Annotated in this window: 12 protein-coding genes and 2 tRNA genes; all 14 read left to right on the top strand. The window is 42.9% G+C overall.

Features of this window, described 5'->3' with window-relative positions; all coding sequences use genetic code 11:
* The first annotated feature begins 71 nt into the window (after positions 1-71).
* The 14 genes from ftsH (at position 72) to nlpI (ending at position 15,490) form a co-directional block, all read left to right on the top strand.
* The gene (ftsH, locus tag AACW90_RS06105) at positions 72-2,051 is read left to right on the top strand and encodes an ATP-dependent zinc metalloprotease FtsH (RefSeq protein ID WP_390232268.1); all 1,980 of its coding nucleotides are present in this window, start codon (positions 72-74) and stop codon (positions 2,049-2,051) included.
* A gap of 68 nt (positions 2,052-2,119) precedes the next feature.
* Positions 2,120-2,956: a dihydropteroate synthase gene (folP, locus tag AACW90_RS06100; RefSeq protein ID WP_390232876.1), complete on the top strand. Its 837-nt coding sequence runs from the start codon at positions 2,120-2,122 to the stop codon at positions 2,954-2,956.
* A 14-nt stretch (positions 2,957-2,970) separates the two neighbouring features.
* Complete coding sequence (gene glmM, locus AACW90_RS06095; RefSeq protein ID WP_390232265.1) at positions 2,971-4,314, top strand: phosphoglucosamine mutase; 1,344 nt, start codon at positions 2,971-2,973, stop codon at positions 4,312-4,314.
* A 151-nt stretch (positions 4,315-4,465) separates the two neighbouring features.
* Positions 4,466-4,807, top strand: a complete 342-nt coding sequence (gene secG, locus AACW90_RS06090; protein ID WP_195704206.1) for a preprotein translocase subunit SecG — start codon at positions 4,466-4,468, stop codon at positions 4,805-4,807.
* A 68-nt stretch (positions 4,808-4,875) separates the two neighbouring features.
* Positions 4,876-4,960 (top strand) — tRNA-Leu (locus AACW90_RS06085).
* A gap of 86 nt (positions 4,961-5,046) precedes the next feature.
* A tRNA-Met gene (locus AACW90_RS06080) sits at positions 5,047-5,123 on the top strand.
* Between the two features lie 245 nt (positions 5,124-5,368).
* Entirely contained in the window at positions 5,369-5,824 is a 456-nt protein-coding gene (rimP, locus tag AACW90_RS06075; protein WP_275134698.1) for a ribosome maturation factor RimP, read from the top strand.
* Positions 5,825-5,859: 35 nt separating this feature from the next.
* Positions 5,860-7,347 (top strand): transcription termination factor NusA, encoded by a 1,488-nt coding sequence (gene nusA, locus AACW90_RS06070; protein ID WP_390232261.1) that lies wholly within the window; start codon positions 5,860-5,862, stop codon positions 7,345-7,347.
* A gap of 21 nt (positions 7,348-7,368) precedes the next feature.
* On the top strand, positions 7,369-10,071 hold the full coding sequence (gene infB, locus AACW90_RS06065; protein WP_390232258.1) for a translation initiation factor IF-2: 2,703 nt from the start codon (positions 7,369-7,371) through the stop codon (positions 10,069-10,071).
* 86 nt (positions 10,072-10,157) lie between these two features.
* Positions 10,158-10,589 (top strand): 30S ribosome-binding factor RbfA, encoded by a 432-nt coding sequence (gene rbfA / locus AACW90_RS06060; RefSeq protein WP_390232255.1) that lies wholly within the window; start codon positions 10,158-10,160, stop codon positions 10,587-10,589.
* Entirely contained in the window at positions 10,589-11,542 is a 954-nt protein-coding gene (truB, locus tag AACW90_RS06055; protein ID WP_390232252.1) for a tRNA pseudouridine(55) synthase TruB, read from the top strand. The genes rbfA and truB overlap by 1 nt, the downstream gene beginning before the upstream one ends.
* A gap of 145 nt (positions 11,543-11,687) precedes the next feature.
* Positions 11,688-11,957, top strand: coding sequence for a 30S ribosomal protein S15 (gene rpsO, locus AACW90_RS06050; RefSeq protein ID WP_275134694.1), 270 nt, complete (start codon positions 11,688-11,690; stop codon positions 11,955-11,957).
* Positions 11,958-12,250: 293 nt separating this feature from the next.
* The gene (pnp, locus tag AACW90_RS06045; RefSeq protein ID WP_275134693.1) at positions 12,251-14,374 is read left to right on the top strand and encodes a polyribonucleotide nucleotidyltransferase; all 2,124 of its coding nucleotides are present in this window, start codon (positions 12,251-12,253) and stop codon (positions 14,372-14,374) included.
* A 186-nt stretch (positions 14,375-14,560) separates the two neighbouring features.
* The gene (nlpI, locus tag AACW90_RS06040; protein ID WP_390232248.1) at positions 14,561-15,490 is read left to right on the top strand and encodes a lipoprotein NlpI; all 930 of its coding nucleotides are present in this window, start codon (positions 14,561-14,563) and stop codon (positions 15,488-15,490) included.
* Positions 15,491-15,562: the final 72 nt, after the last annotated feature.

The following is a 15,562-nucleotide window of genomic DNA, read 5'->3' as shown; positions in this document are numbered from 1 at the left end:
TACGGACAACGATCTGTAGTACTCTACTTTTAATTACAATTAGTTATCGAGAGGCTGCCACCTTGAGTGACATGGCAAAAAATTTAATTCTATGGCTGGTAATCGCTGTTGTCTTGATGTCGGTATTCCAGAGTTTTGGACCTAGTGAAAGTAACGGCAGAACGGTGGATTACACCACGTTCGTACAAGAAGTGGGACAAGGCCAAGTTCGTGAAGCAACCTTTAATAATCAAGAAATCGTATTCTATCGTAGCGATAACTCTCGCAACGTTACTTATATGCCTTTCTATGATAATAAGTTGCTTGATGACCTCATAAATCAAAACGTAAAGGTTCAGGGTTCTCCACCTGAAGAGCAAAGTTTGCTTGGTTCTATCTTTATCTCTTGGTTCCCGATGATCCTGCTTATTGGTGTGTGGATATTTTTCATGCGTCAAATGCAAGGCGGCGGTGGCAAAGGCGCGATGTCCTTTGGCAAGAGTAAAGCTCGTATGATGAGCGAAGAGCAAATCAAAACCACATTTGGCGACGTTGCAGGTTGTGACGAAGCCAAGGAAGATGTGAAAGAATTAGTGGATTACTTACGTGATCCAAGTCGATTCCAAAAACTAGGCGGTAAAATACCAACGGGTGTGTTGTTGGTTGGTCCTCCTGGTACAGGTAAGACGCTCTTGGCAAAAGCTATTGCAGGCGAAGCCAAAGTACCGTTCTTTACTATCTCAGGTTCAGATTTTGTTGAAATGTTTGTTGGTGTTGGTGCATCTCGTGTGCGTGACATGTTTGAACAGGCAAAGAAAGCAGCACCTTGTATCATTTTCATCGATGAAATCGATGCCGTAGGTCGTCAACGTGGCGCAGGTGTTGGTGGTGGACATGATGAACGAGAACAAACACTAAACCAAATGCTTGTTGAGATGGATGGCTTTGAAGGTAATGAAGGTATCATCGTCATTGCAGCAACAAACCGCCCAGATGTACTTGATCCGGCTTTATTACGCCCTGGACGTTTTGACCGCCAAGTTATGGTTGGTCTTCCTGACGTACGTGGTCGTGAGCAGATTTTAAAAGTACATATGCGTAAAGTCCCTTTATCTGATGATGTAGAACCTTCGCTTATCGCTCGTGGTACGCCTGGTTTTTCTGGCGCAGATTTAGCCAACCTTGTGAACGAAGCGGCACTTTTCGCTGCTCGTGGTAATAAGCGTAATGTGTCTATGGTTGAGTTTGAACTCGCGAAAGATAAGATCATGATGGGCGCGGCGCGTCACTCAATGGTTATGTCTGAAGAGTCAAAAGAATCGACGGCTTACCATGAAGCAGGTCACGCAATTGTCGGTCTTTTAGTGCCAGATCATGATCCTGTTTATAAGGTATCTATTATCCCACGTGGTCGTGCACTAGGTGTGACGATGTTCTTACCAGAACAAGATCGTATCAGCATGTCTCGTTTGCAATTAGAGTCATCGATTGCGACTCTGTATGGTGGACGTCTCGCTGAAGAGATCATTTACGGTGCGGATAAAGTATCAACAGGTGCTTCAAATGACATTGAACGTGCAACTGATATCGCACGCAAGATGGTGACTCAATGGGGTTTCTCTGAAAAACTGGGTCCTCTTTTGTACGCAGAAGAAGAAGGTGAAGTATTCCTTGGTCGTAGTGTCACACAGACGAAACACATGTCTGATGATACCGCTAAGTTAATTGATGATGAGATTCGTATCATTATCGATAAGAACTACAAACACGCTCAGAAGATTTTGGAAGAAAATATGGATATCATGCATTCTATGAAAGATGCGTTGATGAAATATGAAACCATTGATGCTGGACAGCTTGATGACTTAATGGCGCGCAAAGACGAAATACGAGAACCTCAAGGTTGGACGACTGACTCTGCAGATCTAGTAAAAAAATCGCGTGATGAAGCAAAAGCAGTACTGAGTGGAAGTGCGAAGAAAGAAACGTCACCAGAAAAACCGGCAGACGATTCGCCTGAAGCGAAAACAGAAGATCAAAGTGATGTTGAGAAAGACGACAAATCTGAGTGATTTCTGAATAAATAAAATCAAGACCTCGATATAATCGGGGTCTTTTTGTATATTCAATATGCCTAATGATGAAATTAAAATCCAACGATAAAGAGCTTAACCTAGATATTTCCAAGGTGATGGGAATATTAAATGTGACCCCTGATTCATTTTCTGACGGTGGAAACTACAACAATATTAACGATGCTTTAGCTCGTGCTGAAAAAATGATCAAGGCGGGTGTTGCTATCATTGATATCGGTGGTGAGTCAACTCGTCCAGGGGCACCTGACGTTACTCTACAAGAAGAGCTCTCAAGAACGATTCCTGTCATTAAGGCAATACGGAAACGTTCAAACATCTGGATCTCAATTGATACGAGCAAAGCCGAGGTGATGCACCAAGCGATAGACGCTGGAGCCGACATTATCAACGATGTCCGTGCGTTGGGCGAGCCTGGAGCACTTGAAGTAGCCGCTCAGTTTGATGTGCCTATTTGTCTTATGCATATGCAAGGACAGCCTCGAACGATGCAGTCAAACCCTCTATATAGCGACCTTTTTTTAGATATAGAAGATTTTTTGGTAGGCCGAATAGCAGCTTGTGAAAATGCTGGCATTGATAAAAGCAGAATTATTTTAGATCCTGGTTTCGGATTTGGCAAATCGTTACAGCATAATTACCAATTGCTTGATAAATTAGATAATTTTCACCAATTTGGCTTTCCATTACTCGTTGGTATGTCTAGGAAATCCATGTTGTTTAATGTGCTAAATAAACCACCGTCGGAGACGGTAGCTGCGAGTGTTGCTTGTGCAACACTCGCAGCATTAAAAGGTGCACAAATTATACGAGTGCATGATTTTGAAGAGACGTTGGATGCATTAAAGGTTGTTCAATGTCTCAATGAATATAAAACTATTTAAGTAGGAAATTCCCTATGTCAGAAAGACGTTATTTTGGTACCGATGGTGTACGTGGCAAAGTTGGTCAGTTCCCGATTACGCCGGATTTTATACTAAAACTAGGTTGGGCTGCTGGACGAGTTCTCGCTAAGCAGGGCACTAAACAGGTTATTATTGGTAAAGACCCTCGAATATCTGGATACATGCTTGAATCTGCATTAGAAGCAGGACTTGCTGCTGCTGGGTTAAATGCAACGCTAACTGGGCCAATGCCTACACCAGCGATCGCGTATCTAACTCAGACTTTTCGTGCTGAAGCGGGTATCGTTATTTCTGCATCTCATAATCCATATTATGATAATGGCATAAAGTTCTTCTCTTCTGAGGGGATGAAGTTGCCTGATGACGTTGAGTTGGCAATTGAAGCTGAATTAGATAAAGAACTTGTTTGCGTGGAGTCTGCTGAACTCGGTAAAGCCGCTCGACTTGTTGATGCTGCAGGACGATATATTGAGTTCTGCAAAAGTACTTTTCCGAAAAATCTTAATTTAACCGCCCTTAAAATCGTTTTGGATTGTGCAAATGGTGCAACGTATCATATTGCACCTTCAGTGTTTAAAGAGTTAGGCGCAGAAATCATAACAATAGGGGTTGAACCTAACGGTACCAATATTAATGCTGAGGTCGGTGCGACCGATGTCAGAGCGCTTCAGAAACGAGTAGTGGAAGAAAAAGCAGATTTAGGTTTAGCTTTTGATGGTGATGGTGATCGTATAATTATGGTCGATCACGAAGGTAATAAGGTGGATGGTGATCAAATAGCCTATATCATCGCCCGTGATGCCTTGCGACGTGGTGAGTTGAAAGGTGGCGTGGTTGGTACATTAATGACAAACCTTGGTATGGAGAACGGCCTCAAGCAACTAGGCATACCCTTTGTTCGTGCGGCTGTTGGTGATAGGTACGTTATGGAGCAACTACAGGAAAAAGGTTGGTCTATCGGTGCCGAAAACTCCGGACATGTCATATTGCTTGATAAAGTCACCACTGGTGATGCTATTGTCGCTGGGTTACAGGTTTTAGCATCGCTAATAGGCAGCGAAATGTCACTTAAGGAATTGACTGAAGGTATGACGCTTTATCCTCAAGTATTGGAAAATGTACGATTCAGCGGTAATTCTAATCCATTAGAAGCGTCAGCGGTTATCAATGCAACGAAAGAAGTGGAACAAGAACTGGGTTCAAAAGGGCGAGTTCTTTTAAGAAAATCTGGTACCGAACCGTTAATTCGTGTGATGGTTGAGGGTGAAGACGAAAAACTCGTGAAGTCGTCTGCGCTAAAGATTGCCGATGCGGTTAGGTCGAGCTTTGACGCTTAATTAACCACTTAGAATTTAAGTGTAAATTTTTACTTGTCAGCCTAATACCAATCCTATAGTATTGCTCGGCCTTCGATACCGGAGGTCGTTAGCTTTGCCTTTAATTATTATGGGCGTTGCTAGTTAGGCAAATAGTAACATAGGTGGAAAAATGACTACTATATTACTTGTGGTTTACCTGTTGGCAGCGGCTGGTGTAATTGGTCTTGTTTTGATTCAACAAGGTAAAGGCGCAGATATGGGAGCATCTTTCGGTGCCGGTGCTTCAAACACAGTGTTTGGTGCTGGTGGCTCAGGAAGTTTCCTAACCCGAATGACTGCAATATGTGCAACTGTATTTTTCGCTGTAGCTCTGATGTTTGGTAACATGGCAACACATCAAACTGAGTCTCAATGGATTGATCCTACACAAGGTCAAATAATCCAAGAAGAAGCTGCAGACGTACCGAGTGAAATTCCCGCTGAGAAAAGTGGCGACGAAATTCCTCAATAAGTAATTGTTTTAAAATGACAATCGTTATTAATGTATTGATTGTTTTTTAAGACGCATAAGCTTTAAATGCCGAGATGGTGAAATTGGTAGACACGCTAGCATGAGGTGCTAGTGCCTTAGGGTGTGAGGGTTCAAGTCCCTCTCTCGGCACCATTAATTTAAGATTGATAGTAATGTCAGGATTAGGTTGATGTAACTTGTAAATCAATCTGTTGAGCGTATAATGCTCGACAGTCGGACGCGGGGTGGAGCAGTTTGGTAGCTCGTCGGGCTCATAACCCGAAGGTCGTCGGTTCAAATCCGGCCCCCGCAACCAATACTCACTGAGTCTGATTTATAAGTTTTCATAGTTAATGGCGATTTACAGAGTCACATTAACTATGAACTGAATAATAATTATTTTTGGTTATTATTTAGTATTATCAGGGTCCAGCAATAATAAACCCCGACTTTTTCGGGGTTTTTTATTATCTGTACTTCGCCAATTAGGTCGAAATACAGTGTTATTGCTTGGGGTTTAGATTGGGCTCTGAGCCCTTTTTTTGTTTCTGGAGTGGTTAAATGACTGGTTTAGAAAGGCAACTAACTGAAATGCTTGAGTCTCCTGTAGGAGCGTCAGGTTACGAATTAGTCGGTCTCGAGTTTATTCGCGCAGGCGAACACTCAACTTTACGTATTTATATTGATAGTGAAAACGGCATTAATGTTGATGATTGTGCTGAAGTAAGCCGTCAGGTAAGTGCGGTGCTAGATGTCGAAGATCCAATCTCGGTAGCGTATAGCTTGGAAGTATCTTCTCCTGGCTTGGAGAGACCACTTTTTAAAACAGAGCATTACCAACAATTTATTGGTCACGAGGTCAATATTGTTCTCAAAATGGCTATGGGTAACCGCCGTAAATGGAAAGGTGTTATTCAAGCAGTTGACGGTGAATTGATAACTATCATCGCTGAAGAACAAACTGAAGAATTTGCATTAAGCAATATTTCTAAAGCTAACCTGATCCCTAAATTTTAGTTCTCCTAGAGAGAACTGTTTGAGAGGCTAGATTAATGAACAGAGAAATTTTAGCAGTTGTTGAAGCTGTTTCTAACGAAAAAGCGGTTCCTCGTGAGCGTATTTTTGAAGCGTTAGAAATTGCATTAGCGACAGCCACGAAGAAAAAACACGAACTGGAGATTGAAGTTCGTGTCGAAATCGACCGTAAAACTGGTAATTTTGGTACTTTCCGTCGTTGGATGGCGGTTGCAGAAGTAGAGAGTCCAACTAAAGAAATCTCTATTGAAGCAGCGCAATACGAGGACGAAACAATTGAGCTGGGCGATTACATCGAAGATGATATCGAATCCGTTACATTTGACCGTATTACTACACAAACGGCTAAGCAAGTTATCGTACAGAAAGTACGTGAAGCTGAGCGTGCCCAAGTTGTTGAACAGTTTATCGATAACGAAGGTGAACTGGTTACAGGTGTAGTCAAAAAGGTAAATCGTGAATCAATTATTATTGATTTAGGTAGCAACGCAGAAGCGGTAATCATGCGTGATGACCAACTTCCACGTGAAAACTTCCGTCCAGGCGATCGTATTCGTGGCCTTCTATATTCAGTGCGACCAGAAGCACGCGGATTCCAGTTGTTCATTAGTCGCTCAAAACCTGAGATGTTGACTGAGCTTTTTCGTATTGAAGTGCCAGAAATTGCTGAAGAGTTGATTGAACTTAAAGCGGCTGCACGTGATCCTGGCTCTCGAGCCAAGATCGCAGTGAAGACAAACGATCGCCGCATCGACCCTGTGGGTGCGTGTGTAGGTATGCGTGGCGCTCGTGTTCAAGCTGTATCTAGTGAACTTGGCGGTGAGCGTATCGATATCGTGCTTTGGGATGATAATCCGGCACAATTTGTTATTAACGCAATGGCGCCAGCTGATGTTGCATCGATTATTGTTGATGAAGATGCTCACGCAATGGATATCGCTGTTGAAGCCGATAACCTCGCACAAGCGATTGGTCGTAATGGTCAGAATGTGCGTTTAGCTTCCCAATTATCTGGTTGGGAATTGAACGTAATGACGGTCGAAGAGTTACAGAAGAAGCACCAAGAAGAATCAGTAGCTTCTATCGAAAGCTTCATGAAGTATCTTGATATAGAACAAGAGTTCGCAGAGATGCTAGTTGAAGAAGGCTTCTCAACTTTAGAAGAAGTGGCTTACGTACCCGTTAATGAATTATTAGAAGTGGACGGTCTGAATGAAGAGATCGTTGAAGAGTTACGTGGCCGCGCTAAAGATGCGTTAACAACGTTAGCTCTTGCACAAGAAGAGTCATTCGATGGTCTAGAACCAGCAGAGGACCTATTAGGTCTCGAAGGTCTAGAACGTGAATTGGCATTTAAGTTTGCAGCCAAAGGCGTTGCAACACTAGAAGATTTAGCTGAACAAGGCATCGATGACCTAGAAGGTATCGAAGGTCTAACAGAAGAACGAGCAGGCGAATTAATTATGGCTGCACGTAACATCTGTTGGTTTAGCGACGAAGATTAATTTCAGCAAGGAGGTAGCGCAATGACGCAACTAACAGTTAAAGCACTGAGTGATGAAATCGGTACACCGGTTGATCGCTTGTTAGAACAACTTGCTGATGCCGGTATGAAAAAGACCAGCAACGACAATGTTTCTGATGAGGAGAAGTCACATCTTCTTACTCACCTTAAGAAAGAACACGGTGACACTTCTGGTGAAGCAGAACCAACACGTTTAACTTTACAACGTAAAACGCACAGCACACTAAGTATTGCAGCGACTGGCGGTAAGAGCAAAGACGTGAAAGTTGAAGTACGTAAAAAACGTACTTACGTTAAACGCAGCGCAGTTGATGAAGAAGCTCAACGCGAAGCAGATGAAGCAGCAACACGTGAAGCAGAAGAAATGGCAAAACGTGAAGCTAAAGAAACGGCTCAACGCGACGCAGAAGAAGCGGCAAAACGTGAAGTAGAAGCTAAAGCTAAGCGTGAAGCTGAAGCGGAAGTAAAAGCGAAACGAGAAGCCGAAACAAAAGCTAAGCGCGAAGCAGAGCAAAAAATGAATCCAGAAGAAAAAGCAAAACAAGACGCAGCTCAAAAAGAAGCCGATAATTTGAGAATTCGTCAAGACGAAGAAGCGAAAAAGAAAGCAGAAGCTATAGCTCTTCAATTACTTGAAGACGCTCGTAAGTTGGCTGAAGACAATCAAGAACGCTGGACGGAAGAAGAGAAGAAGAAGAAAGCTCAGGAAGAGACGACTGACTACCATGTCACTACTTCAACTCATGCTCGTGAAGCCGAAGATGAAGCGGATCGTCAAGCGGCTGCGCCTGGTCCTACTAGCCGTCGTAAGCGTAAGAAAAAAGCACCTGAGAGCAACGAAGCGCAAAATCGCGGTGGTCGTAACCAACGTGGCAGAGGCCGTAAAGGTAAGTTGGCTAAACCAACGTCAATGCAACAACATGGTTTTGATAAATCAGCAACGGTTGCTAAGCAAGACGTTGTGATAGGTGAAACCGTCGTTGTGTCTGAACTGGCGAATAAAATGTCAGTGAAAAGCTCTGAAGTCATCAAAGTGATGATGAAAATGGGTGCAATGGCAACGATAAATCAAGTTATTGACCAAGAAACAGCGGCTCTAGTGGCTGAAGAAATGGGTCATAAAGTGATTCTACGTAAAGAGAATGAACTTGAAGAAGCGATTCTCTCTGATCGTGATGGAACAGAACACGCGGTGCCACGTGCACCGGTTGTTACTATCATGGGTCACGTTGACCACGGTAAAACATCAACATTGGATTATATCCGTAAAGCCCACGTTGCATCTGGCGAAGCGGGTGGTATTACACAACATATTGGTGCTTATCACGTTGAAACCGACAACGGAATGATTACCTTCTTGGATACCCCTGGACACGCCGCGTTTACCGCAATGCGTGCTCGTGGTGCTCAAGCGACGGATATCGTTGTACTTGTTGTTGCTGCAGATGATGGCGTTATGCCTCAAACAGTAGAAGCGATTCAGCATGCGAAAGCGGCTGGCGTACCTCTTATTGTTGCTGTGAATAAGATCGACAAAGAAGGCGCAAACCCAGATAACGTTAAGAATGAGCTTGCTCAATATAATGTTATTCCTGAGGAGTGGGGCGGCGAAAACATGTTTGCTCACATCTCTGCTAAACAAGGAACGAACATTGAAGGTTTATTGGAAACGATTCTTCTTCAATCTGAAGTTCTAGAGCTGACTGCTGTTGCTGATGGTATGGCGTCTGGTGTTGTTGTTGAATCTCGTCTCGATAAAGGGCGCGGTCCAGTTGCAACGGTACTTGTTCAATCAGGTACTTTGAATAAAGGTGATATCTTACTTTGTGGTCAAGAGTATGGCCGTGTTCGTGCAATGCGCGACGAAAATGGTAAAGAAATCACTACAGCAGGTCCGTCAATTCCTGTTGAAGTTATCGGTCTGTCGGGTGTTCCTGCTTCAGGTGATGAAGCCACGGTTGTACGTGATGAGCGTAAAGCACGTGAAGTTGCCAACTATCGTCAAGGTAAATTCCGCGACGTGAAACTTGCACGTCAACAGAAATCGAAACTAGAGAACATGTTCTCAAATATGGAAGCTGGCGAAGTAGCAGAACTTAATGTTGTTCTTAAAGCGGATGTTCAAGGTTCTGTCGAAGCGATATCAGATTCACTACTTAAACTTTCTACTGATGAAGTAAAAGTGAACGTAGTTGGTTCAGGTGTCGGTGGTATTACAGAAACTGACTCTGTTCTAGCCGCTGCATCTAACGCTATCATCCTAGGTTTCAACGTTCGTGCTGATGCATCTGCACGCCGTATGATTGAAAATGAAAACTTAGATCTTCGCTACTACTCAATCATTTACCAATTGATTGACGAAGTTAAACAAGCGATGGGTGGTATGTTGGCTCCAGAATTCAGACAAGAAATCATTGGTCTTGCTGAAGTTCGTGAAGTGTTTAAGTCGCCTAAACTAGGTGCTATCGCTGGTTGTATGGTTACCGAGGGTGTTATCAAACGTAATGCACCTATCCGTGTTCTACGTGAAAACGTAGTGATATACGAAGGTGAACTAGAATCGCTACGTCGTTTCAAAGATGATGTGCAAGAGGCGAAGAATGGCTACGAATGTGGTATTGGTGTTAAGAACTATAACGATGTTCGCGCTGGTGACCAAATCGAAGTATTCGAAACGATTGAAATAAAGCGTACCCTCGATTAGTCATTATTGACTAACGTTTTGAAAAACGGTTGTTAAATACACCATGAGGGGCTTTAGCCCCTCATTTTTTCTAAGAGAAAAAAATAATGTCAAAAGAATTTAGTCGCACGCAACGCGTGTCGCAACAATTACAAAAAGAACTCGCGCTAATATTGCAGCGTGAAGTTCGAGACTCCCGCATTGGTATGGTTACTATCTCTGACGTGGAAGTTTCTCGTGATCTTGCTTATGCAAAAGTGTTCGTTACCTTCTTATGTGTTGGTGAGCAGACACCAGAGAAAAGCCTTGCTGCGTTGAAAGAACATGAAGTTAATGTGCGCATGATTTTAGGCAAACGTATTCGCCTAAGGTTGACGCCAGAAGTACGTTTTACCTACGATAATACGCTTGTGGAAGGCATGCGAATGTCTAATCTAGTGAGTGAAATAATCAGTGATGACAAACGACGTGCTCATGAATCTGGCCGTGATGAAAGTGTTGATCACGATGAGAGTGGTCTGAACGAGGAAAAAGAGTAATGGGTCGCAGAGGTCGTCGTAAAGGTCGCCCTGTAGATGGTGTTATACTGCTGGATAAGCCAGCTGGAATTACTTCTAATGACACACTTCAGAAAGTAAAAAGAATCTACTTTGCAGAAAAAGCTGGGCATACTGGCGCTCTCGATCCGTTAGCGACAGGCATGTTACCAATCTGTTTTGGGGAAGCAACTAAGTTCTCCCAATTTCTACTTGAATCGGATAAACGCTATCGCGTTATCGCTAAACTTGGTGAAAGAACCAATACATCTGATTCAGATGGAGAGGTAGTTCAGACCCGTGATGTGAAAGTTGATCGTGGACAGCTCGAACGTTGTATTGCAAAATTTCGTGGTGAAACCGATCAGATTCCATCAATGTTTTCAGCTCTGAAGCATCAGGGCAAGCCGCTATACGAATACGCGAGAGAAGGCATCGAAGTTCCGAGAGAATCGCGGAAAATCACTGTTTATTCTATTGAGCTTCTGAGCTTTGAAGGTACGGAAGTCGAAATGGAGGTGCACTGTTCTAAAGGGACATACATCAGAACGATTGTCGATGACTTAGGTGAAATGTTGAGCTGTGGCGCTCATGTTACCTATCTTCGTCGTACAGGTGTATCGAACTACCCATACGAAAATATGGTGACATTAGAGCAGTTGGAAGCATTATTAGAGAAAGCGCGCGAAGAAGATATTGCCCCTCGCGAATTGCTTGATCCACTCTTGATGCCTATGGACTCGGCGGTACAAGATTTACCAGAAGTTAATTTGATTCCAGATCTAACTCATATGATTCAGCATGGCCAACCAGTGCAAGTATTTGGTGCGCCAACTGACGGTATAGTAAGAATGACCAGTGGTGAGGAAAGACTATTTATTGGCATCGGCGAGATAGACGATGATGGTAGAGTCGCACCAAAGAGATTGGTTGTTTTTCGAGATGAAGAACTTTAGGTACTAGATTTGGCGTATGTAGAGTTGTTACGTAAATATCGCTTGCGGTTAGATGCGTAGCAAAGTAATATGCGCGCTCATCGTGTCAGCTGAATCAGAGATTGGCGGCACACTTTATTAATTCAACTCTTATTTAGGAGAGATTATGTCTCTGAACGCAGAAACAAAAGCAGCTATCGTAGCCGATTATGCACAAGGCGAAGGCGATACAGGTTCACCAGAAGTACAAGTAGCTCTACTTACTGCTTCTATCAACCACCTTCAAGGTCACTTTGCAAATCACAAACATGACCACCATAGTCGTCGCGGTCTTTTACGTATGGTTTCAAGCCGTCGTAAACTTCTAGACTACTTGAAAGGTAAGAATCTAGATCGTTACCAAAGTCTTATCAAACGTCTAGGCTTACGTCGCTAAGAACAGTTTGTAAAAAAAGAGGCTATTTATAGCCTCTTTTTTTTTATCAGAAATATTCCTCGCTTCCATCTGCACATATCACCGTTTTTCATCTATAATACTGCCCAACTAAGCTTAGCTTAGTCAATCTGCACTTTATCTAGTATTACAGTCAGCGTAGCCGGCCTTAAGGTCGCGACTAATGAAAATTTTCTATCAAGATACTTTTCATTAGTCGCGATTGGTAATACAGAAAGGTGTATTCACTATGTGATTCTAATTACTTAGAATCCAGTTATATGAAAGGAAATATAATGTTCGCGAATCCTATCGTAAAAACATTCCAGTATGGTAACCATACTGTTACTTTAGAAACAGGCGTAATAGCACGTCAAGCAACGTCTGCTGTTATGGTAACAATGGACGATACTGCTGTATTAGTATCCGTTGTTGGTAAAAAAGTAGCGGTTGAAGGTCAAAGCTTCTTCCCTCTTACTGTTAACTACCAAGAGCGTACATACGCCGCTGGTAAAATTCCAGGTGGTTTCTTCAAACGTGAAGGTCGCCCATCAGAAGGCGAGACATTGACAGCGCGTCTAATCGACCGTCCAATTCGTCCTCTATTTCCAGATGAATTCAAAAACGAAGTTCAAGTTATCGCAACCGTTGTTTCTGTCAATCCAGATGTCCAACCTGATATCGTAACGATGATTGGTACTTCAGCGGCTCTTTCTATCTCTGGGATTCCATTTAATGGCCCTATCGGTTCTGCTCGTGTTGGTCATATCGATGGTCAACTTGTGCTTAACCCAAGCAATACTGAGCTAGAAACATCTAAGTTAGATCTTGTTGTTGCTGGTACTGATGGTGCCGTGCTTATGGTTGAATCAGAAGCGGACAATCTATCAGAAGAAGAAATGCTATCTGCGGTAGTATTTGGTCATGATCAACAACAGGTTGTTATCTCTGCAATAAAAGAGTTTGCTGCAGAAGTAGCAACGCCTTCATGGGATTGGGTTGCACCAACAGTAGACGCAGATCTTAAAGCGAAAATTGCTGAGTTAGCTGAAGTTCGTTTGACTGAAGCTTACCAAATTACAGAAAAAATGGCTCGTTACGAGCAAGTCGGCGAAATTAAGTCAGACGTTGTTACCGCACTTTCTGCTGAAAATGCAGAGCTAGACGTGAACGAAGTGAAAAAAATGCTTGGTTCTTTAGAGAAAAACGTAGTTCGTGGTCGTATCATTGCGGGTAGCCCTCGTATTGATGGACGTGAAAAAGACATGGTTCGTGCACTTGATGTACGTACTGGCGTTCTTCCTCGTACTCACGGTTCTTCACTATTTACTCGTGGCGAAACTCAGGCATTGGTAACAGCGACTCTTGGTACACAACGTGACGCTCAAATCATTGATGAACTAACTGGTGAGAAGAAGTCGCACTTCCTTCTACACTATAACTTCCCTCCATTCTGTGTAGGCGAAACTGGTTTTGTTGGTTCACCTAAGCGTCGCGAAATTGGTCACGGTAAGCTTGCAAAACGTGGTATCCAAGCGGTTATGCCTTCAGCTGAAGAATTCCCGTACACGGTTCGTGTAGTATCTGAAATCACAGAATCTAACGGTTCTTCTTCAATGGCTTCTGTATGTGGTACATCTTTAGCACTAATGGATGCTGGTGTTCCTATTAAAGCGTCTGTTGCGGGTATTGCAATGGGCCTAGTTAAAGAAGGCGACGACTTCGTTGTTCTTTCTGACATCCTTGGTGATGAAGATCACTTAGGAGATATGGACTTTAAAGTAGCGGGTACTAATGAAGGTATCACCGCACTTCAGATGGATATCAAAATTGAGGGTATCACTAAAGAGATAATGCAAATTGCGCTTAACCAAGCTCAAGGCGCTCGTAAGCACATCCTTTCTGTAATGGATGAAGCTATCTCTGGTGCTCGTGATGATATCTCTGAGTTTGCACCTCGTATACACCAGTTGAAGATCAGCACTGACAAGATTCGTGACGTTATCGGTAAAGGTGGCGCTGTTATTCGTGCACTTTGTGAAGAAACGGGTACAACGATCGAAATAGAAGATGACGGTACTGTTAAAATTGCTGCAACGTCTGGTGAGCAAGCTGAAGACGCGATTAATCGTATTAAAGAACTAACCGCTGAAGTTGAAGTTGGCACTATTTACATTGGTAAAGTTGCACGTCTAGCTGACTTCGGTGCGTTTGTTACTATTCTTCCGGGTAAAGACGGCTTAGTACACATTTCTCAAATCGCTGACAAGCGTGTAGAGAAAGTGACTGATTACCTAAGTGAAGGACAAGAAGTTAAAGTTAAAGTACTAGAAATTGACCGCCAAGGTCGTGTACGTCTAAGTATGAAAGAAGCACAAGATAAACCGGCTGAAGAAGCACAAGCGCCAGAAGCTGAATAAGCTCTGTAGCTGCGTTAGCTAAGCTTCTCTATTGTGGATAGAGTAAATCCTGAGAGATGATGGCTTTCCTAGCGTATATAGCGTAAAGCGTGTTATAAAAGGGGGAACATGATTGTTCCCCCTTTTCTTTTGCTATTAAAAAATGGTTATGCGGAAATTGTGGATCATAAAAGGAGATAGGCGTCTGTGAAATGGTTTCAAATAGCAAGTCTGGGATTTTTGATAATACTTTCGGGTTGTGCCGCTACCCCGAGTAATAATTCAAACAAGTGGGTTTATCCGCCAATGGCTGTACCGTTACAAGCGAGTATTCAGCAAGAAGTGCAGATAGCAAGGCTAAATCAATTGTTAAAACGTCCAGACTTAGAAAACGCCGTTAGGGCGAAGATGTTTTATGAACGAGGAAGTTATTATGACAGCGTCGGCTTACGCGATTTAGCCCGTCTAGATTTCAATAAATCACTGAGCATCAATCCTGCTCAACCAAATATTTTCAATTTACTCGGTGTTTATTTTACTCAAGTAGGTGAATACGACGCCGCGTATGAAGCATTTGATTCGACATTAGAACTCGACCCTTCGAATGAATATGCGGAACGCAATATGGCGATTGCCCTTTATTATGGTGATCGTATCGATCTCTCTTACCAAGAGATGCAAGCACATTATTTGGATAATCCAGAAGACCCTTTTAGGGCGCTATGGCTCTATATAATTGAGCGTGAAATAGACGTAGCCAAAGCGGAAGAAAATTTAAGAGCACGTTACTCAGATAAGAGCCAAGAATGGGGCTGGGTATTGGTTGGTATCATGCTGAATGAAGTAGGCGAAGAACAGGCTTTTAAAGCCGTTTTAAATGGGACGAGAGATAACGTTATGCTGGCGCAGCGTTTAACCGAAACCTATTTCTATTTAGGTAAACGCTATCAGTTCTCAGGGCAATATGCTGATGCTATCGCCCTCTATAAGCTTGCACTGTCGTTTAATGTTTATGAATACGTAGAACATCGCTATTCTTTCTTAGAGCTAGGACGCATCTATGATGACGTAAGAGCCTTACAAGAAGAAGCACAAAAAGAGAATGCGATTGAAAATGGATTAACGGTAGAAAAATAATCTATTGAGAATATTTCCTTGCTCAACTTGTCCTAATAAAAACGCTAGATGAAGATCTGGCGTTTTTTTCTT

Origin of the sequence: Vibrio frigidus, assembly GCF_042465995.1 — a bacterium.
Lineage (GTDB): Bacteria > Pseudomonadota > Gammaproteobacteria > Enterobacterales > Vibrionaceae > Vibrio.
This window is presented reverse-complemented; position numbering and strand designations above follow the sequence as displayed.

Bases quoted from the DNA above. Each gene is read 5' to 3' on its own strand.
- glmM (WP_390232265.1), top strand. From the start codon at position 2,971: ATGTCAGAAAGACGTTATTTTGGTACCGATGGTGTACGTGGCAAAGTT.
- nusA (WP_390232261.1), top strand. From the start codon at position 5,860: ATGAACAGAGAAATTTTAGCAGTTGTTGAAGCTGTTTCTAACGAAAAA.
- rimP (WP_275134698.1), top strand. From the start codon at position 5,369: ATGACTGGTTTAGAAAGGCAACTAACTGAAATGCTTGAGTCTCCTGTA.
- secG (WP_195704206.1), top strand. From the start codon at position 4,466: ATGACTACTATATTACTTGTGGTTTACCTGTTGGCAGCGGCTGGTGTA.
- rpsO (WP_275134694.1), top strand. From the start codon at position 11,688: ATGTCTCTGAACGCAGAAACAAAAGCAGCTATCGTAGCCGATTATGCA.
- ftsH (WP_390232268.1), top strand. From the start codon at position 72: ATGGCAAAAAATTTAATTCTATGGCTGGTAATCGCTGTTGTCTTGATG.
- truB (WP_390232252.1), top strand. From the start codon at position 10,589: ATGGGTCGCAGAGGTCGTCGTAAAGGTCGCCCTGTAGATGGTGTTATA.
- infB (WP_390232258.1), top strand. From the start codon at position 7,369: ATGACGCAACTAACAGTTAAAGCACTGAGTGATGAAATCGGTACACCG.
- rbfA (WP_390232255.1), top strand. From the start codon at position 10,158: ATGTCAAAAGAATTTAGTCGCACGCAACGCGTGTCGCAACAATTACAA.
- folP (WP_390232876.1), top strand. From the start codon at position 2,120: ATGAAATTAAAATCCAACGATAAAGAGCTTAACCTAGATATTTCCAAG.
- pnp (WP_275134693.1), top strand. From the start codon at position 12,251: ATGTTCGCGAATCCTATCGTAAAAACATTCCAGTATGGTAACCATACT.